At 71.6% G+C, this 21,674-nt stretch carries 21 protein-coding genes and 1 pseudogene; 19 read left to right on the top strand and 3 right to left on the bottom strand.

Features of this window, described 5'->3' with window-relative positions; genetic code table 11:
* Window positions 1–62 precede the first annotated feature (62 nt).
* Window positions 63–608: a type III secretion system chaperone family protein gene (locus JOC24_RS05470; RefSeq protein ID WP_205018968.1), complete on the top strand. Its 546-nt coding sequence runs from the start codon at window positions 63–65 to the stop codon at window positions 606–608.
* 83 nt (window positions 609–691) lie between these two features.
* Here the strand turns inward: JOC24_RS05470 and JOC24_RS05465 are convergent, their stop codons facing one another.
* On the bottom strand, window positions 692–1,873 hold the full coding sequence (locus JOC24_RS05465) for a pyridoxal phosphate-dependent aminotransferase (protein ID WP_205018967.1): 1,182 nt from the start codon (window positions 1,871–1,873) through the stop codon (window positions 692–694).
* 125 nt (window positions 1,874–1,998) lie between these two features.
* Here JOC24_RS05465 and JOC24_RS05460 point away from each other — a divergent pair, with 125 nt between their 5' ends.
* From JOC24_RS05460 to JOC24_RS05385, 16 genes are all read left to right on the top strand, one after another.
* On the top strand, window positions 1,999–2,274 hold the full coding sequence (locus JOC24_RS05460) for a hypothetical protein (protein ID WP_205018966.1): 276 nt from the start codon (window positions 1,999–2,001) through the stop codon (window positions 2,272–2,274).
* Window positions 2,275–2,575: 301 nt separating this feature from the next.
* Window positions 2,576–3,097 carry a DUF2617 family protein gene (locus JOC24_RS05455; RefSeq protein ID WP_205018965.1) on the top strand — a complete coding sequence of 174 codons (522 nt, stop codon included), beginning with the start codon at window positions 2,576–2,578 and terminating at the stop codon, window positions 3,095–3,097.
* Between the two features lie 117 nt (window positions 3,098–3,214).
* Window positions 3,215–4,813: a polyamine aminopropyltransferase gene (locus tag JOC24_RS05450; RefSeq protein ID WP_205018964.1), complete on the top strand. Its 1,599-nt coding sequence runs from the start codon at window positions 3,215–3,217 to the stop codon at window positions 4,811–4,813.
* An 85-nt stretch (window positions 4,814–4,898) separates the two neighbouring features.
* Window positions 4,899–5,786 carry an SRPBCC domain-containing protein gene (locus JOC24_RS05445; RefSeq protein WP_205018963.1) on the top strand — a complete coding sequence of 296 codons (888 nt, stop codon included), beginning with the start codon at window positions 4,899–4,901 and terminating at the stop codon, window positions 5,784–5,786.
* A gap of 30 nt (window positions 5,787–5,816) precedes the next feature.
* Window positions 5,817–6,611: an aldose epimerase family protein gene (locus JOC24_RS05440; RefSeq protein WP_205018962.1), complete on the top strand. Its 795-nt coding sequence runs from the start codon at window positions 5,817–5,819 to the stop codon at window positions 6,609–6,611.
* Window positions 6,612–6,641: 30 nt separating this feature from the next.
* Window positions 6,642–7,181, top strand: a complete 540-nt coding sequence (gene pyrE / locus JOC24_RS05435) for an orotate phosphoribosyltransferase (RefSeq protein ID WP_205018961.1) — start codon at window positions 6,642–6,644, stop codon at window positions 7,179–7,181.
* A 178-nt stretch (window positions 7,182–7,359) separates the two neighbouring features.
* Window positions 7,360–8,391 carry a class II fructose-bisphosphate aldolase gene (gene fbaA / locus JOC24_RS05430; RefSeq protein WP_205018960.1) on the top strand — a complete coding sequence of 344 codons (1,032 nt, stop codon included), beginning with the start codon at window positions 7,360–7,362 and terminating at the stop codon, window positions 8,389–8,391.
* Between the two features lie 85 nt (window positions 8,392–8,476).
* Window positions 8,477–9,655, top strand: coding sequence for a MalY/PatB family protein (locus tag JOC24_RS05425; RefSeq protein WP_307792634.1), 1,179 nt, complete (start codon window positions 8,477–8,479; stop codon window positions 9,653–9,655).
* A gap of 246 nt (window positions 9,656–9,901) precedes the next feature.
* Window positions 9,902–11,401 (top strand): MFS transporter, encoded by a 1,500-nt coding sequence (locus tag JOC24_RS05420; RefSeq protein ID WP_205018958.1) that lies wholly within the window; start codon window positions 9,902–9,904, stop codon window positions 11,399–11,401.
* A 3-nt stretch (window positions 11,402–11,404) separates the two neighbouring features.
* Window positions 11,405–11,818 carry a DUF3151 domain-containing protein gene (locus JOC24_RS05415; protein WP_205018957.1) on the top strand — a complete coding sequence of 138 codons (414 nt, stop codon included), beginning with the start codon at window positions 11,405–11,407 and terminating at the stop codon, window positions 11,816–11,818.
* 155 nt (window positions 11,819–11,973) lie between these two features.
* The gene (locus JOC24_RS05410; RefSeq protein ID WP_205018956.1) at window positions 11,974–12,822 is read left to right on the top strand and encodes a tryptophan 2,3-dioxygenase family protein; all 849 of its coding nucleotides are present in this window, start codon (window positions 11,974–11,976) and stop codon (window positions 12,820–12,822) included.
* A complete protein-coding gene (gene kynU / locus JOC24_RS05405; protein ID WP_205018955.1) occupies window positions 12,815–14,011 on the top strand; it encodes a kynureninase in 1,197 nt (398 codons plus the stop codon). The genes JOC24_RS05410 and kynU overlap by 8 nt, the downstream gene beginning before the upstream one ends.
* A gap of 113 nt (window positions 14,012–14,124) precedes the next feature.
* Window positions 14,125–15,000, top strand: coding sequence for an alpha/beta hydrolase (locus JOC24_RS05400; protein ID WP_205018954.1), 876 nt, complete (start codon window positions 14,125–14,127; stop codon window positions 14,998–15,000).
* 73 nt (window positions 15,001–15,073) lie between these two features.
* A complete protein-coding gene (locus JOC24_RS05395; RefSeq protein WP_205018953.1) occupies window positions 15,074–16,387 on the top strand; it encodes a sensor histidine kinase in 1,314 nt (437 codons plus the stop codon).
* 11 nt (window positions 16,388–16,398) lie between these two features.
* Window positions 16,399–17,061: a response regulator gene (locus JOC24_RS05390; RefSeq protein WP_205019324.1), complete on the top strand. Its 663-nt coding sequence runs from the start codon at window positions 16,399–16,401 to the stop codon at window positions 17,059–17,061.
* A gap of 9 nt (window positions 17,062–17,070) precedes the next feature.
* On the top strand, window positions 17,071–18,276 hold the full coding sequence (locus JOC24_RS05385) for a cytochrome P450 (protein WP_205018952.1): 1,206 nt from the start codon (window positions 17,071–17,073) through the stop codon (window positions 18,274–18,276).
* On the opposite strand, the gene JOC24_RS05380 is transcribed toward JOC24_RS05385, so the two are convergent.
* Window positions 18,259–18,645 carry a hypothetical protein gene (locus tag JOC24_RS05380; RefSeq protein ID WP_205018951.1) on the bottom strand — a complete coding sequence of 129 codons (387 nt, stop codon included), beginning with the start codon at window positions 18,643–18,645 and terminating at the stop codon, window positions 18,259–18,261. The two genes, JOC24_RS05385 and JOC24_RS05380, sit on opposite strands and share 18 nt — an antisense overlap.
* Before the next feature lie 191 nt (window positions 18,646–18,836).
* Here JOC24_RS05380 and JOC24_RS05375 point away from each other — a divergent pair.
* Window positions 18,837–19,350 (top strand): annotated as a pseudogene (locus JOC24_RS05375) (GbsR/MarR family transcriptional regulator).
* A 17-nt stretch (window positions 19,351–19,367) separates the two neighbouring features.
* Here JOC24_RS05375 and JOC24_RS05370 read toward each other — a convergent pair.
* The gene (locus JOC24_RS05370) at window positions 19,368–20,204 is read right to left on the bottom strand and encodes a diacylglycerol kinase family protein (RefSeq protein WP_205018950.1); all 837 of its coding nucleotides are present in this window, start codon (window positions 20,202–20,204) and stop codon (window positions 19,368–19,370) included.
* Window positions 20,205–20,390: 186 nt separating this feature from the next.
* Here JOC24_RS05370 and JOC24_RS05365 point away from each other — a divergent pair, with 186 nt between their 5' ends.
* Window positions 20,391–21,674 (top strand): adenylosuccinate synthase, encoded by a 1,284-nt coding sequence (locus JOC24_RS05365; protein ID WP_205018949.1) that lies wholly within the window; start codon window positions 20,391–20,393, stop codon window positions 21,672–21,674.

Here is a 21,674-nt window from a genome sequence, read left to right as displayed (position 1 = left end):
GCCGCGATCGCGGCTAGGGTCGAAGCCAGGAAACCACGTGCGATCCACAGGAGTACCCAGCGATGTCTATCGACCCGTCCTCGATCCCCAACTTCGGGGGCCAGCCCGAACCGCAGGCGACAGGACCCGAGGGCCCCGTTGTCCCCGACCAGGACCTCGTCAAGCAGCTTCTCGAGCAGATGGAGCTGAAGTTCGTCGTCGACGACGAGGGCGACCTCGCCGCGCCGTGGGAAGACTTCCGGACGTACTTCATGTTCCGCGGCGAGGAGGAGCAGCAGGTCTTCTCGGTCCGGACCTTCTACGACCGCCCCCACGCCCTGGACCAGCGCGCCGTTCTGCTCGACGCGATCGACGACTGGAACCGCCGCACCCTGTGGCCCAAGGTCTACACGCACGCCCACGAGGGCGAGGAGGGCACCGCGGCCTCCGTACGGCTGGTCGGTGAGGCGCAGATGCTCATCGGCACCGGTGTCAGCCTGGAGCACTTCGTCTCCTCGACGGTCAGCTGGGTGCGGGCCTCCATCGAGTTCGACAAGTGGCTCGTCGACCGCCTGGGCCTGGAGCCCGCCGAGAAGAAGGACGAGGGCGGCGAGCCCACGGACGCCTGATCCGCGGGACGTACGACAGGGGCCCGGTTCGGGGTGCGCGGCCGGTCAGGCCGGCGTCCCGAACCGGGCCCCTGCCGTGCCCGTCAGGCCGCCCGCAGGCTCTTCAGCCGGGTGACCGCCTCGGTGAGCACCTCCGTGCGCTTGCAGAACGCGAAGCGCACGAAGGGCGCGCCCTGCTCGCGGTGGTCGTAGAAGACCGCGTTCGGTACGGCGACGACCCCGCAGCGTTCAGGTAGCGCCCGGCAGAACGCGAGGCCGTCCTTCTCGTCGCCGAGCGGGCGGATGTCGGTGGTGACGAAGTACGTACCCGCGGGCTCGTAGACCTCGAAACCGGCCTCGGCGAGGCCCGCGCCGAGCAGGTCGCGCTTCGCGCGCAGGTCGGTGCGCAGCGCGTCGAAGAAGCTGTCGGGCAGCCGCAGGGCCTCGGCGACGGCGTACTGCAAGGGGCCGCCTGAGACGTACGTCAGGAACTGCTTCGCCGAGCGGACCGCGGTGACCAGTTCCGGGCTCGCGGTGATCCAGCCGACCTTCCACCCGGTGAACGAGAAGGTCTTGCCCGCACTGCTGATGGTGACCGTGCGCTCCCGCATGCCGGGGAAAGACGCCAGGGGGATGTGCTCGCCCTCGAAGACGAGGTGCTCGTAGACCTCGTCGGTGACGACCAGGAGGTCCCGCTCGCACGCGAGCGCGGCGACGGCCGCCAGCTCGTCCCGGGTCAGGACGGTGCCGGTCGGGTTGTGCGGGGTGTTGAGCAGGATCAGCCGGGTGCGGGGCGTGACCGCGGCGCGCAGCTCGTCGAGATCGAGCCGGTAGGCGCCCTCGTGGGGCCGGAGCGTGACGGGGACGCGGGTACCGCCCGCCATGGCGATGCAGGCGGCGTACGAGTCGTAGTACGGCTCCAGGGCGATCACCTCGTCGCCGGGTTCCAGGAGGGCCAGCAGGGAGGCGGCGATCGCCTCGGTGGCGCCCGTGGTCACCAGGACCTCGGCGTCGGGGTCGTACTCCAGTCCGTAGCGGCGCCGCTGGTGCTCCGCGACCGCGGAGCGCAGCTCCGGGACGCCGGGGCCCGGTGGGTACTGGTTGCCGTGGCCGGCGCGCAGCGCGCGGACCGCGGCCTCGCGGATCTCCTCGGGGCCGTCGGTGTCGGGGAATCCCTGGCCGAGGTTGATCGATCCGGTCCGTACGGCCAGCGCCGACATCTCCGCGAAGATCGTCGTGCCGAACTCGGTGAGGCGGCGGTTGAGCAGCGGTCGTCCCTGTGTCATGGGCGCCATCCTGTGCCCAAGCTCTGGAGTTGCTCAAGTCCGCTTTCGCTCGGGTCGGGCTTGGGAATCCAACGGGCAGTCGAGAAGCGGGACCTCGCTTCGGGGGACAGAAGGATGTGAGGTCGATGGAGTTGTTCGTCTACATCGTGTTCGCGGTGCTCGTGGTGGTGGGGATCGCCGCCCTCCGCTCGGGGTCGGGCGGCCGCAAGAAGCCGGTCGCGGGACGCCGCGCGCGTCGCGGTTCGGGCAGCGATGGGGGAGGCGGCGGTGGCAGTTGGTGGGCCGGCGACTCCGGCGGCGGTGCCTCCAGCGGGCACTCCTGCGGGGGCGGCGGGCATTCCTGCGGAGGCGGTGGCCACTCCTGCGGGGGTGGCGGCGGCTGCGGGGGCGGCGGTAGCTGAGACGGGTCGGCCCGCCCCTGTCGGGTGCGTGCCTGTGGTGTCCGGCGGGGATCAACTCCCACCGGACACCTTTTCGTTGGGTGCGCCGGGAACAGGTGAACCGTCCTGCCCCCTGAGGGATGGAAACCACGGCAAGTTGGGTAAAAACGCTGTGAGCGCGACGTAGTTCGTGCTTGCATCGTTGTGAAGAACATTCAGCCCCCGGGCACCAGTTGGGCCGGATCGGGCTCCCTCCCCCCACGTGCGTCGCACGGGGGTACCCCCTGCCCCGGTGTCCCTGTGCGTTTAGCGGAGCCGATCCATGCTCACGACCCTCCAGACCGCCTATTCCGATACCCGAGCCGCCGACCTGGCCTGGACGCTGGGGCGGGAGCCGCTGCCCGCCCTGGCCGTACTCGACCTCGAACTAGGGGGCGCGAACGTGCAGTTGCGGCTGCTCGGCGCCTCCCATCAGGTCCTGCTGGAGGAGGAGCGCCGTACGTGCTCCGAGACCGTCGCCTGTCTGCCGGGCAGCAGCACCCCGCTGCCGCTCGGTGTCGCCGAGAGCCTCGGCGACTGGGACTACGAATTCGCGGCGCGCGTCGAGACGCTCTCCGAGGGCTCCTTCGCGGGGCGCGCCCAGGAGTTGCTCGCTCTGGTGTCCGACCATCCGCACGGGCTGGCGGGGACGTTCCCCGGCAGTCCCTACGCCTTCACCGCGATGCTCGCGCATCGGACGGAGGGCCAGGTCGGCTGGCGCACCTGGCACGCCTATCCCCAGGAGGGGCAGCTGGTCGTGACCCGGACGCGGGTGGGGGTGCGAGTCCCGGCGGCGGTGTCGTGAGGACGTGGACCGGGTGCGTCCGGGGTGGTGCGCGGCCGGCCGGGCGCGCGTCGGGCGCGTCACTTGCACCCGTGTGGGTGACAAACAGCGACCTTTCCGTCACGTAGCGTTCGTTTCATGATCGACCAGCAGATGCCGTTGCGAGGGGGCGCGACGAGTCTCTCCGTACGGCCGAGGACCGGCCGGTTCCTCGTGCTCACCGTGGTCTTCATCTGCGCCGCGTGCGGTCTGGTGTACGAGCTGGAGCTGGTGGCGCTGGCCTCGTACCTGATCGGGGACTCGGTCACACAGGCCTCGGTCGTGCTCTCCGTGATGGTGTTCGCGATGGGAATCGGGTCGCTGCTCGCGAAACGTCTACGCGGACGCGCCGCCGTGGGATTCGGGCTCATCGAGGCCGCACTCGCCCTCGTCGGCGGCACATCGGCACTCATCCTGTACGCGTCCTTCGCCTGGCTCGGGGAGTCACGCCACGCGCTGGTCGGCTTCTCGCTCGCCATCGGGATCCTGATCGGCGCGGAGATCCCCCTGCTGATGACACTGATCCAGCGGGTCGACCGGCAGGACGCGGGCGGCGCGGTCGCGGACCTGTTCGCCGCCGACTACGTGGGGGCACTGGTCGGCGGACTCGCCTTCCCGTTCCTGCTGCTGCCGATGATGGGCCAGCTGACCGGGGCGCTGTTCACCGGCGCTGTCAACGCGGCGGCGGGCGGGGCCCTGGTGCTGTGGGTGTTCCGCCGCGACCTGTGCCGGCGGTCGCGCTGGCTGCTGATCGGCGTCAACGCCCTGGTGATCGCCCTGCTGGCCACGGCCTCCGTCCTGGTCGACGACTTCGAGCGGGCGGCGCGGCGTGCGGTGTACGGGGACGAGGTGCGGGTCGCCGTGCAGACGGACGTGCAGGAGGTCGTCCTCACGGGTTCGGGGCGTGGCCCGCTCGACCTCTACCTGGACGGCCGGCTCCGGGTCAGTTCCCGGGACGAGTACCGCTACCACGAGGCGCTCGTGCACCCGGCGATGAAGGGGGCCCACCGGCGGGTGCTGATCCTGGGCGGGGGCGACGGACTGGCGGCCCGCGAGGTGCTGCGCTACCCGGACGTCACATCCGTCGTGGTGGTCGAGCTCGATCCGGCCGTCACCCGGCTGGCCCGCACGGACCCGGCGCTGTCCGGGCTGAACGGGCAGGCCTACGAGGACCCCCGCCTGACGACGGTCGCCGAGGACGCCTTCACCTGGCTGCGGGCCACGCACGACCACTACGACGTGGTGATCTCGGACCTCCCCGACCCGGGGATCACAGCGAGCACGAAGCTCTACGCGGCGGAGTTCTACGGGCTGATCGCCGGGGCGCTGGAGCCGGGCGGCCGGCTGGTGGTGCACGCGGGGTCGCCGGGCAGCAGGCCGTCGACGTTCTGGACGGTGGAGGCGTCGGTGCGGGCGGGCGGCCTGATGACCCGGCCGTACCGCGTCGACGGGCGTCTCACCGGATTCGCGGCGGGACCGGACCGGGTCACGGGACGGGCGGAGTCACCTCGGGACTGGGGGTTCGTGCTGGCGGCCAGGCAGGCGGTGGGACGGCTCGGCATGGACCCGGGGGCGCCCGCCCTGCGGACGCTGGGTGAGCCCGACCTCCTCGCGGGCCGGCGCCCGGCGGAGCGGACCCTGCGGCACGGGGTGCCGCCGTCCACGCTGATCCACCCGAGGTACCGGGAGGAACCGTGAGCGCGGCGGGGTGGGTGCGGTCCGCACGGTGTGCGGGGTGTGGAAGCGCTGACGGGACGGCCGGGGCTGAGTAGGCTCGGTCGGTATGGAGTATGAGGTGTTCGTTCCGGTTCCGGTCCCGTCCCTGCGGCGGACGCTGGCCGATCCCGCCCGCGTCGCACGCTGCGTGCCGGGACTCCAGCAGGATGCCGACATGTCGGCGGGCCCGCTGGCGGGCCGGCTGAAGTTCCGCGCCGACGGCCACACGATCACCTACCGCGGGGCGCTGACGCTGCGGCCCACCGGCGGGGGTGACTCCTTCTCCGTGACAGGGGAGGGGGTGGAGGCGCGGGGCGCGGGTTCGGCGAAGCTGGCGCTGACCATCGGCCTCACCGAGACGGACGGTGGAACGACGATCGGATTCGCCGGCACGGCGAGCGGCGACGGCCGCTTCGCGGACATGGACGCGTCCGCGGCACTCGCTGCGGCGCAGCGCTTGCTGGACCGTTTCACGCAGCAACTGGTGACGGAGTCCCTGGCCACGCGGGACGACGCGGCGCCGGGGGCCCAGGGGCAGGGGACTCCGCTCGCCGATGAGTCCGCGGAGGAGCCGTCTGCCGATGCGGAGTCCGCCGGTTCGCCGTCTCCCGATGCGCCGTCCACCGATGCGCCGTCCGCCGGTTCGCCGTCCATGAACGGCAAGGAGTCCGTGTTCGACGCGCCCGTGCCGCCGCCGTCACTCGATCCGTCCGCGGAACTGGAGTTCACCGTGCCCGACGAGCCTCCAGCCGAGGCCGCACACGCCCGCCGCACCATGATCGGCCGCAGCACGGAGGAGGTCGACCACGCGCCGCCGCGCGGCCGGTACGCCCCCGTGCCGTCGCCCGAGTCGGGTGCCGTGGGCATCACACTGCGCTGGGCGGCCCCGGCGGCCGCCCTGGCGATCGCGTCGGCCGTGGTGGTGGGCAGGGCTCTGCGGCGCAGGAGGCCGTAGGGAGCCGCCCCGCGCCAGTAGTGTCGGGGGGTGAGCAGAGTTGTGAAGAACGCCCGGCTGACCGCCGGCGACGTCGAATTGACCGTTGACCCCGTCCACGGCTGCCGGATCAGCAGCCTGCGGATCGCGGGCACCGAACTGCTGCGCCAGGGTGAGCGGTACGGCTGCTTCCCGATGGTGCCGTGGTGCGGCCGCACCGAGAACGGCCTGTTCCGTAACGGCGGCGAGCCGCATCAGATGCCGCTGAACGCCCCGCCGCACGCCATCCACGGCACCGGACGGGACACCTCCTGGCAGTCCGCCCGGCAGGGCGAGTCGGAAGCGGCCTTCTTCTACGACCTGGCCGACCCATGGCCGTACGAGGGCCGGGTCACGCAGTCCTTCGAGCTGACCGAGGAATCGCTGACGCTGAGCCTCGGCATCGAGACGTACGGCGACTCCTTCCCGGCACAGGCCGGGTGGCACCCCTGGTTCCTCCGCAACCTCGGAGAGCAGGACGTGCGGATCGCCTTCGACGCGGCCTGGCAGGAGGAGCGGGGCGACAACCACCTCCCGACCGGGAGCCGGATCGATCCCCTCCCCGGCCCCTGGGACGACTGCTTCGGTATGCCCGAGGGCGTCGACGTCCGGCTCACCTGGCCCGAACAGCTGGAGCTGACGGTCAGGAGCCGCGACGAATGGGTGGTGATCTACGACGAGCAGGCGGAAGCGGTCTGTGTGGAGCCGCAGTCCGGGCCGCCGAACGGGCTGAACACGGCTCCCCGTCTGGTCACCCCGATCGAGCCCCTGGAGATCACGACGACCTGGAGCTGGGTACGGCTCTGACCTCCTGCGTCAGCCCTTACCCTCGTTGACATGACTGACGTACGCGCTGAGCTGCTCCAGCAGATCAAGGACAAGGCCGTGGTGCACGGCAAAGTGACCCTCTCCTCGGGTCTGGAAGCCGACTGGTACATCGACCTGCGCCGGATCACGCTGGACGGGAAGGCCGCGCCACTGGTCGGTCAGGCGATGCTCGACGCCACCGCCGAGCTGGACTACGACTGCGTCGGCGGCCTGACGCTGGGTGCCGACCCGGTGGCCACCTCGATGCTGCACGCCTCCGCGGCTCGCGGGACGAGTCTGGACGCGTTCGTCGTCCGCAAGGCGCAGAAGGCCCACGGGATGCAGCGCCGCATCGAGGGCACGGACGTCAAGGGCCGTCGCTGCCTCGTCGTCGAGGACACCTCGACGACCGGTGGCTCTCCGCTGACCGCGGTGGAAGCGGTGCGCGAGGCCGGCGGCGAGGTCGTGGCCGTCGCCGTGATCGTGGAGCGCGGTGCCGCTCCGGCGATCGCCGAGGCCGGTCTGCCGTACGTCCAGGTCTACTCCGCGGCCGACCTCGACCTGTCCTGACCTGGGGCTTCCCCGCGGTGTCCCCCGTTTCACGTGAAACGGGGGCACCCAGCGCTGTCCCGTAGCCGACCGGCAGCGTGGAGCCGGAGCGAGAGTCTGGGAAGATGAGGGCGACGATGACGTCGCCCCCAGGTCAGGGACCAAGCCTGAACACCCGCACATCCCAAGGAGCGGACAGATGCCCATCGCAACCCCCGAGGTCTACGCCGAGATGCTCGACCGGGCGAAGGCAGGCAAGTTCGCCTACCCGGCCATCAATGTGACGTCGACCCAGACCCTGCACGCTGCACTGCGCGGCTTCGCGGAGGCGGAGAGCGACGGCATCGTCCAGATCTCCACCGGTGGTGCCGAATTCCTGGGCGGCCAGTACAACAAGGACATGGTGACGGGCGCCGTAGCCCTCGCCGAGTTCGCGCACATCGTCGCCGCCAAGTACGACATCACGGTCGCGCTGCACACCGACCACTGCCCCAAGGACAAGCTGGACGGCTACGTACGTCCGCTGCTCGACGTCTCCGCGGAGCGCGTCGCCAAGGGTCTGAACCCGCTGTTCCAGTCGCACATGTGGGACGGTTCCGCGGAGACCCTCGCCGACAACCTGGCCATCGGCCAGGAGCTGCTGGCCAAGGCCGCCGCCGCCAAGATCATCCTCGAGGTCGAGATCACTCCGACCGGTGGCGAGGAGGACGGCGTCACGCACGAGATCAACGACGAGCTGTACACCACCGTCGACGACGCGCTGCGTACGGCCGAGGCGCTCGGCCTGGGCGAGAAGGGCCGCTACCTGCTGGCAGCGTCCTTCGGCAACGTCCACGGTGTCTACAAGCCGGGCAACGTCGTCCTGCGTCCGGAGCTCCTCAAGGACCTGCAGGAGGGCGTCTCCTCCAAGTACGGCAAGCCCGCCGGCAGCCAGCCGTTCGACTTCGTCTTCCACGGCGGGTCGGGCTCCACGGCCGAGGAGATCGCCACCGCGCTGGAGAACGGCGTCGTGAAGATGAACCTCGACACCGACACCCAGTACGCCTTCACCCGCCCGATCGTGGACCACGTGTTCCGCAACTACGACGGCGTGCTGAAGGTCGACGGCGAGGTCGGCAACAAGAAGGTCTACGACCCCCGCAGCTGGGGCAAGTCCGCCGAGGGGGGCATGGCCGTGCGCGTCACCGAAGCCTGTGCCAACCTGCGCTCCGCGGGCACCAGGCTGAAGTAGGCACGTACGTCCCTGATGTACGAGCGGGCCCGGCCTCCCTTCTGGGGGCCGGGCCCGTTCCATGTCCGAGAGAGTGGGGATCCGCGTGAGTGAGTCCGTGCAGTACGACTTCGACACCGTCATCGACCGCAGGGGCACCTGGTGCGTCCAGTGGGACGACGTCGCCGACCGGTTCGGGGTGGACGGGCTGCTGCCCTTCACCATCTCCGACATGGACTTCGCGACCGCACCCGAGGTGCTGGCAGCGCTGCGGACCCGCATCGACCACGGGGTCCTCGGCTACACCACCTGGCAGCACGACGACTTCCGGTCGGCCGTCGCGCACTGGTACGAGACCCGGTACGGCACCGCGATCGACACCGCCGCCCTGGTCTACGGCCCGTCCGTGCTCAGCCAGCTGTCGCAGTTGCTGCAGATGTGGACGGCCGAGGGCGAGGGCGTGGTCGTCCACACGCCGACGTACGACGGCTTCCGCAAGGCGGTCCTCGGGCTCGGGCGGGAGCTGCGCGGTGTGCCGGTGGGTGACATGACCGCCCTGGAACGGGAGCTGGCGCGGACCGACGCGAAGGTCCTGGTGCTGTGTTCGCCGCACAACCCGACCGGGCGGGTGTGGACGGAGACCGAGCTCCGTGAGACGGCTGCGCTGGCGCGGCGGTACGGGGTGGCCGTGATCAGCGACGAGATCCACGCGGACTTCGTCCATGACGGGTACACGCACATTCCGTACGTACGGGTCGCGGGTGAGGAGGGCGGTCGGGCCGACGGGCGCTGGGCGGTCATCACGTCCGCGTCGAAGTCCTTCAACTTTCCGGCGCTGACCGGTTCGTACGGGCTCGTCGGAAACCCGGAGGACCGGGCGGAGTACCTGCGCAGGATGGAGACGGCCGAGGGACTCGCCTCGCCCGCGGTGCTGTCGCTGACCGCGCACATCGCGGCGTACCGGGAGGGCGGGGCATGGCTGGACGCCGTTCGCGCCTACACCGCCGGAAACCTGGCGATGGTCGGGGAGCGGCTGAACGCGGAGTTTCCCGAGTCGGCGTGGAAGCCGCCGCAGGCCGGCTATCTGGCCTGGATCGACCTGCGTCCACTGGGTGTGGACGAGGAGGCTCTGCAGCGGGTGCTGATCGAGCGGGAGAGGGTCGCGATCATGCCGGGCTCGGTGTACGGCGCGCCGGGCTTCCTGCGGCTGAACGTGGGGTGTGCGCGGAGCAAGGCGGAGGCGGGGGTCTCGGCGCTGGTTCGGGGGCTGAGGGCGCTGGTGTAGGCGGGCTCCCCCGATTTCCTGCCGGCCCCCGCGGGCGGACCCGCGGAGAGCCGAGGCGAGACCGCTCGTGCCGGCTGTTCAGCGTCTGTGGCCCGAAGGACCTGGGGGCGAAGGACCGGCCATGGATATCCGCCTGCCGCGAGCGCCGGGGCTTACCCCCTTCGTCCGGGCGGGACGGGGGAGGGGCGCACGACGGCCGGGGTGCGGTGAATGGCCGGTCGGACCGGCAGCGGTGATGCTGCCTGTATGACAGACGCGAACGGCGCGGACCGGGGCGGGATCCGGGTTGCCTCTCCCGTGGGGCGGTGGGTCGTCCTGACCACCGTGCTCGGGTCGGGCATGGCCCTGCTCGACTCCACGGTGATCAACGTGGCCCTCCCCCGCATCGGCCAGGACCTCGGCACCGACTTGGCCGCCCTGCAGTGGACCGTCAACGCCTACATGCTCACCCTGGCGGGGCTGATCCTGCTCGGGGGTGCGCTCGGGGACCGGTTCGGGCGGCGACGGGTCTTCCTCGTCGGGGTGGTCTGGTTCGCCGTGGCCTCGCTGCTGTGCGGGATCGCGCCGAACGCCGGGGTGCTGGTCGCCGCGCGGGCGTTGCAGGGGGTCGGTGGCGCGCTGCTCACCCCCGGTTCGCTGGCGATCATCCAGGCGAGCTTCCACCCCGACGACCGGGCTCGTGCCGTGGGGCTCTGGTCAGGGTTCGGCGGGGTCGGGGCGGCCGTCGGGCCGTTCCTCGGCGGGTGGCTGGTGGACGGGCCGGGGTGGCGGTGGGTGTTCCTGCTCAACCTGCCGCTCGCCGCCGTCTGCGTGCCCGTGGCACTGCGCCACGTGCCGGAGTCCCGCGACCCCGACGCCCACGGCCGGTTCGACGTGCTCGGCGCGGCCCTCGCGGCGCTCTCGCTCGCCCTGGTCACCTACGCGCTGATCGAGGTCCCGGAACAGGGCGCGTCCGCCATGGTGATCGGCGCGGCGGTCGGCGGTGTGGCTCTCGGCGCGGCCTTCGTGCGGGTGGAGCGGCACCGGGCCGATCCCATGGTCCCGCCGTCGATCTTCTCCTCGCGGCAGTTCACGTCCGTCAACATCGTCACGTTCTGTGTGTACGCGGCGCTCGGCGGGTTCTTCTTCCTGTCCGCGATCCAGCTCCAGGTGGTCGCCGGATACTCGGCGCTCGGCGCGGGCACCGCGCTTCTGCCCACGACGGTCCTCATGCTGCTGTTCTCCGCGTCGGCGGGCGACCTCGGGCGGCGTATCGGGCCGCGCATCCCGCTCACCGTGGGCCCGCTGCTGGCGGCGGCCGGGATGCTCCTGATGCTGAGGGTCGGCCCCGGCGCCTCCTATCCGCTGGACGTCCTGCCGGCCGTGCTGGTGCTGGGACTCGGCATGGTCACTCTCGTGGCCCCCCTCACCGCGACCGTCCTGGCCGCCGTGGAAACCGGCCGGGCGGGCCTCGCCAGTGGCATCAACAACGCGGCGGCGCGGGCCGCCGGGCTGCTCGCGGTCGCCGCGCTCCCGCTGCTGGCCGGGATGGGCCCCGAGGCGTACCGCGACGCGGGGGAGTTCGCCTCGACGTTCCGGCGGGCCATGCCGATGTGCGCCGGTCTGCTGGTGGCGGGTTCGGTGATCGCCTGGTGGGCCGTACGGGCGACTCCGGCGGCCCGGCCCGAACCCAGGCCGGCGTGCTCGACGCACTGCGGTGTCACCGCCCCGCCCTTGGAGCCGGAACCCGGGTCCGGGCACACTTGAGCCATGTCCATCCACGAGAACCTGCTCGGCGGCCCTGCCCCGACCCACCTGCCCGACGACCCGGAGCCGCGCGAGCTGCTCGCAGCCGGCACGGCGCCCGCCGATGTCGCGGCGAAGTACCCCATGTCCTCGCTGGCCTGGGCGCAGCTCGCCGACGAGGCGTACGAGGGCGGCCGGGTCGTCGAGTCGTACGCGTACGCGCGCACCGGCTACCACCGCGGCCTCGACGCCCTGCGCCGCGCGGGCTGGAAGGGCCACGGCCCCGTCCCGTTCGAGCACGAGCCGAACCGCGGCTTCCTGCGGGCCCTGCACGCCCTCGCGCGCGCCGCGCAGGCGATCGGTGAGGAGGCGGAGTACGAGCGCTGCTCGACGTTCCTGCGCGACTCCTCGCAGACCGCCGCAGACATCCTGAGCTGAGGCGGGCCCCGCCCTCCGGGCCCCGCGGGCAGCAGCCCGCGGGGCCCGACGCGTTCCGCGGAAGGCCGTTAGGATGCCGAGCAGGGGACCGGAGCTCCACCACCTCAGAGGAAGGGGCGGACCGCTACCCGGAAGCTCGTGTCGAGGAGACAGAAATGTCGACCATCAACCCCGACCCCGAAGCCACCGGTGCGGACACCCCGCACCTGGACTTCGCGGGAACGACTCCGTACGAGGACTACGTCCAGGCGGATGTCCTGACCCACCTCCAGCACCTTCGCTCGGACGATCCCGGCGAGATGGTCTTCCTGGTCACCACCCAGGTCATGGAGTTGTGGTTCACGGTCATCGTCCACGAGTGGGAGACGGCGGCGCACGCCCTGCGCGAGGACCGCATACCGGTCGCCCGCGACGCACTGAAGCGCTCGCTGCGGGAGCTGGAGGCGCTGAACGCCTCCTGGAAGCCGTTGGCCGGCCTCACCCCCGCCCAGTTCAACTCCTACCGGGGCTCCCTCGGCGAAGGATCCGGTTTCCAGTCGGCGATGTACCGCCGGATGGAGTTCCTGCTGGGCGACAAGTCCGCCTCCATGCTCGTGCCGCACCGCGGCGCTCCCCGCGTCCACGCCGAGCTGGAGAAGGCACTCCACGAGCCCGGGCTGTACGACGAGACGCTCGCCCTGCTGGCCCGCCGTGGGTACGCGGTGCCCCGGTCGGTGCTCGAGAGGGACCTGTCGCGGAAGTACGAGCCGTCCCCCGCGGTCGAGGCCGTCTGGGCGGAGATCTACGCCGACACGGACCAGAACGCCGAGCTCGTACGGCTCGGCGAGGTCCTGACCGATGTCGGCGAGCTGGTGTGGCGCTGGCGCAACGACCATCTGACCGCCACCCGGCGGGCGATGGGTTCGAAGACGGGCACCGGCGGATCGGCCGGTGTCGCCTGGCTGGAGAAGCGGGCCACCAAGAGCGTGTTCCCCGAGCTGTGGACGGCGCGCAGCCATGTCTGACTTCCAGGAGCGCGCCGAGGCGCTCGACGCGGCCGACGGACTGGCCGGGCTGCGCGAACTGTTCACCCTCGACGACACCGTCTACCTCGACGGCAACTCGCTGGGCGCTCTGCCCCGCCACGTCCCCGCGCGGATGCAGGACGTCATCACCCGTGAGTGGGGCGCGCTGCGCATCCGCTCCTGGGACGAGAGCGGCTGGTGGAGCGCGCCCGAGCGGATCGGCGACCGGATCGCCCCACTGGTCGGGGCGGGCGCCGGACAGATCGTTGTGGGCGACTCCACCAGCGTGAACGTCTTCAAGGCGGTCGTCGCGGCGACCCGCCTCGCCGGCGAGGGGCGCGACGAGATCCTCGTCGACGCGACGACGTTCCCCACGGACGGGTACATCGCCGGTTCGGCGGCCCGGATGACGGGCCACCGTGTCGTCCCGGTCGCCCCGTCCGACGTACCGGCCGCGCTCGGGCCCCGCACGGCGGCCGTCCTGCTCAATCACGTCGACTACCGCACGGGCAGGCTCCACGACCTCTCCGGCCTCACCGCGGCCGTACACGACGCGGGCGCGCTCGCCGTCTGGGACCTGTGCCACACTGCGGGCGCCCTGCCGGTCGGTCTCGACGCGCACGGCGTAGACCTGGCCGTCGGCTGCACGTACAAGTACCTCAACGGCGGCCCGGGTTCGCCGGCCTACCTGTATGTCGCCGAGCGCCACCAGGCCGCCTTCGACTCCCCGCTGCCCGGATGGACGTCGCACGCGGACCCGTTCGGGATGACCCCCGGATACGTGCCCGCGGACGGCTCCGTACGGGGCCGGGTCGGCACCCCGGACATCCTGTCCATGCTGGCGCTGGAAGCGGCGCTGGACGTGTGGGAGGGCGTAGCGGTGGAGGCCGTGCGCGCCAAGTCCCTGGCGCTGACGGACTTCTTCCTGGAGTGCGTCGCCGCGTACGTGCCCGGGGGCCGGGTCACGCCGGTCACCCCCGCGGCCCACGCGGAGCGCGGCAGCCAGGTCTCGCTGCGGTGCGAGAACGCGGACGAGACGGAAGCGGTGATGCGCGCGCTCGTCGAACGCGGTGTGGTCGGTGATCTGCGCCGCCCGGACGTCCTGCGCTTCGGCTTCACCCCGCTCTACGTCCGTTTCGCCGACGCCGAGCGGGCGGCGCGGATCCTCGCCGAGGTGCTGGCGGCCTGAGCGTCCGCCGCCGTACGGGCCCGCGCTCCGGGCCCGTACGGCGGCGGTCCTTCGTACTGGTACCGTCCCCGCAGGTCAGTCCAGTTGGGCACGGCCAGGACGGTTGGAGCAGCATGTCGGATTCTGCCGCGCGTGATCGCGACGCAGCCGAGACCGAGTCGGCGTTCGCACATCCGGTGGTCGCGCCCGACGGGTCCGCGGCCTACGGGAGCCATCCCGACCAGGTGATCGACTTCTTCGCGCCGCGGGACGGCCGGACCGGGACTCCGCTCGTCGTGCTCCTGCACGGCGGGGCCTGGCGGGCGCCGTACGACCGGCAGCACGTCTCTCCCTTCGCGGACTTCCTCGCGCGGCGCGGGTTCGCCGTTGCCAGCGTCGAGTACCGGCGCGGTGTTGGGATCCCGCGGCAGGGTTCGGCCGGCCCGCTCGCGGGGCGCTGGCCCGAGACCTTCGACGACGTGGCGGCGGCGATGGACGCCCTGCCGGCGCTGGCGGCCGGGAAGCTTCCGGGGGCGGACCTGCGCAAGACCGTGGTCACCGGTCACTCGGCGGGCGGGCAGCTCGCCCTGTGGGCGGCAGCCCGGCACGTGCTGCCGGAGGGTTCGCCGTGGCGGCTGCCCGCCGCGCCGCCGCTGCGCGGGGTGGTCGCCCTGGCGCCGATCGGGGACTTCGCGAGCGCGGTGGAGCTGGACGTCTGCTCGGGCGCGCTGCACCAGCTCCTGGGCGGCGCCGACGACTTCGAGGCGCGGAGCGCACACGTCGACCCGGCTCTGTTGCTGCCGACCGGCATCGCGACGGCCGTCGTCCAGGGCGTGGAGGACACCACGGTTCCGCAGGCCGTCACCGAGGCGTTCGTGGACGCCGCGGCGAAGGCCGGCGAGATGGTGGGACTTACGCTGCTGGACGGGGTCGGCCATTTCCCGCTGATCGATCCTGCGGCGGACGCCTGCGCGGTGGTGGCCGAGGAGATCGCCCAGCTGGCCTGGTAGTACTTGCGACGGACGGCGAAGGATCCGCATCACTGCTGACGACCGGGGCGGGTGCGGCCCCTACCGTGGAAGCGTGACCGAGACCAAGACCCACAGCCCGGAGCGCCGGGTGGCCGCAGCGGCGATAGCCAACCTGCGGCAGGACCTGTTCCAGAACGTGTTCGACTACCGCCCGCTGGGCCCGCTGGGCACGGACGGGCCCGTCATCCGACGCCTCCCGAAGCCCCTCCACAAGGGCGCCGTCTGGTTCCCGCACGCGGTGGTGGGCATGGTCGCGCTGATCTCGCTGCTGGAGGGCGTCTTCGCGGCGAACACCTACTCCCCGTTCGGCATCGCGACCCTCATCACCGCGTTCCTCCCGGCCGGAACACTGCTGATGACGCTGGTCCGCCCCGTCCTCGCGTTCTGGGTGTCGATCGTGTCGACCCCGGTGGTGGCGATCGTGGGCGACGGCGACTGGCCCTGGCAGCCGAGCGCGTTCGCCTGCCACCTGGGGGTGCTGGTCGTGGTCGCGGCGAGGACACGGCCGCGTACCGCCGCCTGGATGTGGCTGATCACCCTGCTCGTCGGGAGCTTCCTGGGGAACATGGGCCCCGGCTTCTCCAACACCGCGCCGATGGCCGTCACCTCCGCCTTCGCCCTGCTGCTCGTCGCCATGGTGCAGGTACGCCGTGAGGCACAGCACGAGGTCACCGTGCAGCGCACCGTCACCGCCGTCGAGCGCGACCGGCGGACGCTGCTGGAGGAGCGCACCACCATTGCGCGTGAGCTGCACGACGTCGTCGCGCACCACATGTCGGTCGTCGCGATCCAGGCGGAAGCGGCCCCGTACCGGGTGGAGAACCCGCCGCCCGAGCTCGAACAGGCCTTCGTCACCATCCGGGAGAACGCCGTGGCCGCGCTCACCGAGTTGCGCAGGGTGCTCGGCGTCGTACGCGCGGAGGACTACGAGGCGCCGGACGCCCCGCAGCCCACCCTCGCCGAGATCGACCGACTGCTGGACAACGTCCGGGAGACGGGACTGGAGACGGAGAAGACGGTCACCGGTGCGGTGCGGGTGCTGCCGCAGGGCGTCGAGTTGTCGGCGTACCGGATCGTCCAGGAGGCGCTGAGCAACACCCTCCGCCACGCACCGGGCGCCACTGCCAAGGTGGAGATCGGCTATGTGCTGGGCGGGCTCGGGGTGCGGATCGTCAACGGCCCCGCGCGAGGGCTGGTCAAGCCGTCGCCGGGCGCCGGACACGGAATCACGGGGATGCGGGAGCGGGTCGCGATGCTGAACGGCGAGATGACGGCCGGGGCCACCGGGGACGGCGGCTACGAGGTCGCCGTGTTCCTCCCCGTACCCGCGGAGCAGGAGCGGGCCGAGGCCGGTGAGGGAGCGTGAGCGAGGCGTCCATCCCGTCCATCCGGGTCCTGATCGTCGACGACCAGGCGATGGTCCGTGAGGGTTTCTCGGTGCTGCTCAACGCGATGCCCGGCATCGAGGTCGTCGGTGAGGCCGTCGACGGCAGGCAGGCCGTCACCCAGGTCGCGGCCCTGCGGCCCGACGTGGTGCTGATGGACATCCGCATGCCGGAGCTCAACGGCATCGAGGCGACCCGTGAGATCGTCGCGGCCGACGCGGACGCCAAGGTGCTCGTCCTGACCACGTTCGATCTCGACGAGTACGTGTACCAGGCGCTGCGCGCCGGCGCCTCGGGCTTCCTGCTGAAGGACGCGTCGGCCCGGCAGCTCGCCGACGGTGTGCGCGTGGTGGCTTCGGGCGAGGCGCTGCTCGCCCCGACGGTGACCCGGCGGCTGATCACCGAGTTCTCGAAGATCGCCGAAGCTCCGAGGCCGCCCGCGATGGCCAGGATCGGCGACCTCACCGAGCGGGAGACGGAGGTGCTCGTACTGATCGCCCAGGGACTGTCGAACCTCGAGATCGCCTCGCACCTGGTGGTCGCCGAGTCGACGATCAAGACGCACGTCAGCCGCATCCTGGTGAAGCTGGGGCTGCGGGACCGCACCCAGGCGGCCGTGTTCGCCTACGAGGCGCGGCTGGTCACGCCCGGGTAGCGTCTGCCCATGCACGTGTCCTTCGACCCCTGGTCCCCGGCGTTCGTCGCCGACCCGTACCCCGCCTACGCCGCGCTCCGCGCCACCGGCAGGGCGCACTACTTCGAGCCGACGCGGCAGTGGCTGATCCCGCACTACTCCGACGTGTCCGGGCTGCTGCGCGACCGGCGGCTGGGGCGGACCTATCTGCACCGCTTCAGCCACGACGAGTTCGGCGTCACCGCCCCGCCCGCCGCCCACGAGCCGTTCCACACGCTCAACGGGCACGGGATCCTCGACCTGGAGGCCCCGGACCACACCCGGATCCGGCGGCTGGTCGCCAAGGCGTTCACCCCCCGCAGGGTCGAGGCGCTCGTCCCGACCGTGGAGCGGCTGGCCGCCGGGCTCGTCGACGACTTCGTCGCGGCGGGTGGCGGTGATCTGCTGAGCGCGGTCGCGGAGCCGCTGCCGGTGGCCGTCATCGCCGAGATGCTGGGTGTCCCGGAGGCCGACCGGGGGCTGCTGCGGCCGTGGTCGGCGGCGATCTGCGGGATGTTCGAGCTGAACCCGCCGGAGGAGATGGCGCGGGCCGCGGTCCAGGCGTCGGTCGAGTTCTCCGCCTATCTGCGCCAACTGATCGCCGCCCGGCGCGCGGACCCGGGGGCGGATCTGATCTCCGGGCTCATCGCCGCCCACGACGAGGAGGACCGGCTGACCGAGCAGGAGATCATCTCCACCTGCGTCCTGCTGCTCAACGCCGGCCACGAGGCCACCGTCAACGCCACGGTCAACAGTTGGTGGATGCTCTTCCGGCACCCGGAGCAACTGGCGTCCCTGCGCGACGACCACGGCCTGCTGCCGACCGCCGTGGAGGAACTGCTGCGCTACGACACCCCGGTGCCCATGTTCGCGCGCTGGGTCCTGGACGACATCGAGATCGACGGCACGGTCATTCCGCGCGGTTCGCAGGTCGCGCTGCTCTTCGCGTCGGCCAACCGTGACCCGGAGCGCTTCGCCGACGCGGAGACCCTGGACCTCGCGCGCCGCGACAACCCGCACATCTCGTTCGGCGCGGGCATCCACTACTGCCTGGGCGCACCCCTGGCGCGTATCGAACTGGCCGCATCCTTCCGGGAGTTGCTGCGCAAGGCGCCGAGGATGCGGCTGACGGCGGAGCCGGAGTGGAATCCGGGGTACGTGATCCGGGGGCTGCGCGAGCTACGCGTCGAGATCTGACACGGGGGCGTCGGACAGCCGTACGTGGTCCGGGTCGTGCGGGTTCGCCCAGGTGTGCAGGCCCCATGCGGACAGTACGAGTACGCCCGCCGTGCACACCGCCGCGACGAGGGCCCGGTGACGCAGGGGGCCGTGCCCGTGCAGCAGACGCATGGTCAGCAGCCAGACGGCCGGGGGGACCAGGAGCCCGGCGAGCAGGACGAGGGGCAGCTCCGTCCACAGGACGGAGAGGTCCCTGCCCTGCCCCTCGAAGCCGCCGGCCATGTGCCGCCGGGTACGCCCCGAGGAACCCCAGACGTACAGGGCCGTGGCGGCCCCGAGTGCCGCCGTCGCACATCCTCCGTACCCTGCCGCGTCACGCTGCTCCATGATCCTCAGGACGAGCGCGCGCCCGCGGCCGGTTCCCGACTTCGTCTCCAGGCCCCGGCGCCGGAGGCCCGCCGGCCCGATGCGGTCCGGTACCGAGGCGAAGGGCCCGGCAACAAGGTTTCACAAATCTATGAAGTCAGGGAAGCGTATGAAGTCGGGCCGTGACCGGATCGGAGGGGGCGGCGGAAGACATGACCGGCGGGAAGGGCGAGCCCGGGGCGGAGGGGGCCGGCCGCGACGAGGACGCGGTGTCGCGCTTCGTCGAGCGCTTCGCGGCCGAGATGACCGAGATGACCGAGGCCGGGATGCAGCGGATGGCCGCCCGCGTCTTCGCTCCGCTCCTCGCCGCCGACGACGCCTCCATGACCTCGGCGGAGCTCGGCAGACAGCTCAGGATCGGCCCGGCCGCAGTGTCGGGGGCGATCAACTACCTCAGCCAGGTCCGCATGGTCGGCCGCGAACGGGACCCGGGTTCACGCCGGGACCGCTACCGCCTGCACGACGAGATCTGGTACGCCACCTTCGCCGACCGCGACGGTGCTGACCCGGTGGGAGCGCACCCCGCGGGACGGCGCACGCTCCCTGGGTGAGGGCACCCCGGCCGGCGCCCGGCTCAGGGAGACGGCCGAGTTCTTCGAGTTCATGCAGGCAGAACTGGTCGGCGTCCTGGACCGGTGGCGGGAGAGCCGCACGACGTCCGGCTGAGGCCGTGCGTGCCGGGCTCAGCCACCCGCCGTCGGGAGCACCAGCCCCCAGGCGTCCGCGTGCACGGTCCAGGTGCGGGTCCTGACGGGACCCGCCACCTGTATGTCCGCGCGGTAGCGGAAGTCGGGCCCGGAGACCGTGACCGCCTTGGCCTCGGCCGCGCGCGTCTCACCGGAGGCCGTGCGGACCACCACGTCCGCGAGGCCTCCGCCTCCCTGGGCGGCCACCGAGAGCCCTTCGACCGGCTGGTCGAGGTCGTTCAGCAGGACCCCGTCCGCCTCCACCCGCAGCCGGTGGGCCCGTGCGGGGCCGGAGGGCGAGGCAGGGGCGGGCCTCACCAGCGAGGCGACGAGGGTGCGGCAGGTGTCCCAGACCGTGTGTGGCGGGCCGGTGGAGGGCGCGGCGGCCGGGATGCGGAGCTCGCCGAGGACCACTCCGTCGCTGTCGTCGACGAGGAGGTCCAGCCGCCTGCGGGCCCCGTCGAGCGCGGTGCGCGCCGCCGCGACCGCTCCCCGGGGCACGCCGAGGGCGTAGCTCAGCTCCAGCGTGTGCGCCGCGCCGACCGGGATCAGGGACAGGACGCTGTCGGCCAGCTCCCGCTCACGGTGGAGCTGGGACACCGCGCGCAGCAGCGCGTGGTCGTCGCCGACGACCACCGGACGTCTGGAGCCCCGCCTGGACAGGGCCCTGGCGAACTCGTCGGGGCCGTCCGCGAAGCAGATCTTGGCGTGCGCTCCGGCGCTCAGCACGTCCTTCGCGATGCGCACGGACTCGCCGTCGTAGCGGCGGGCAAGGGGGTCGATGAGCACGAGTAGCTGGTGGTCGCCGTCGCCGGGGGGCTCTGCAGCCGACACCTCGGTCCTTCCTCGGGTAGCATCTTGGTGCAAGAGCCCCTTGCGCTATTGCGCCAGGGGCTTCGTCTATTCCGGGGCACCCGGTTCGACGGCTCAGGCTTTGCCGTACATCGTCGTACGGCAGGTACGACCTTTACGTACGCCCCCTGACCTTGGACATGCCCCGCCCGGAAGGGGTGTACGCCTGTGCCCGCACTTGTGCTGCTCGGTGCTCAGTGGGGTGACGAGGGCAAGGGGAAGGCCACCGACCTCCTCGGTGGATCCGTTGACTATGTGGTGCGTTACCAGGGCGGCAACAATGCCGGCCACACGGTTGTCGTAGGCGACCAGAAGTACGCACTGCATCTCCTCCCCTCCGGAATCCTGTCGCCGGGGTGTACCCCGGTCATCGGTAACGGTGTCGTCGTGGACCCGGCGGTCCTGCTCTCCGAGCTGAGCGGTCTGAACGAGCGAGGCGTCGATACGTCCAAGCTCCTGATCAGCGGCAACGCTCATTTGATCACTCCGTACAACGTCACCGTCGACAAGGTGACGGAACGCTTCCTCGGTAAGCGGAAGATCGGCACGACCGGCCGGGGCATCGGCCCGACCTACGCCGACAAGATCAACCGGGTGGGCATCCGCGTCCAGGACCTCTACGACGAGTCGATCCTGGAGCAGAAGGTCGAGGCGGCGCTGGAGCAGAAGAACCAGCTCCTCGCCAAGGTCTTCAACCGGCGCGCGATCGAGGCCGGCAAGATCGTGGAGGAGATGCTCCAGTACGCGGAGCAGATCAAGCCGTACGTCGCCGACACGACGCTGATCCTGAACGACGCCATCGACGAGGGCAAGGTCGTCCTCTTCGAGGGCGGCCAGGGCACTCTGCTGGACGTCGACCACGGCACCTATCCCTTCGTCACCTCGTCGAACCCGACCGCGGGCGGCGCCTGCACCGGATCCGGCGTGGGCCCGACGAAGATCAGCCGGGTCATCGGCATCCTCAAGGCCTACACCACCCGCGTCGGTGCCGGCCCCTTCCCGACGGAACTTCTCGACGAGGACGGCGAGGCGCTGCGCCGGATCGGCGGGGAGCGCGGTGTCACCACCGGCCGTGACCGCCGCTGCGGCTGGTTCGACGCCCCGATCGCGCGGTACGCGACCCGGGTCAACGGCCTCACCGACTTCTTCCTCACCAAGCTGGACGTGCTGACCGGCTGGGAGCGGATCCCGGTGTGCGTGGCGTACGAGATCGACGGCAAGCGCGTCGAGGAGCTGCCCTACAGCCAGACCGACTTCCACCACGCGAAGCCGGTCTACGAGATGCTGCCGGGCTGGTCCGAGGACATCACGAAGGCCAAGACCTTCGGTGACCTGCCGAAGAACGCGCAGGCGTACGTGAAGGCGCTGGAGGAGATGTCCGGCGCGCCGATCTCCGCGATCGGTGTCGGCCCCGGCCGCACCGAGACCATCGAGATCAACTCCTTCCTGTAG

Origin of the sequence: Streptomyces sp. HB132 (genome assembly GCF_016909575.1) — a bacterium.
Lineage (GTDB): Bacteria > Actinomycetota > Actinomycetes > Streptomycetales > Streptomycetaceae > Streptomyces.
This window is presented reverse-complemented; position numbering and strand designations above follow the sequence as displayed.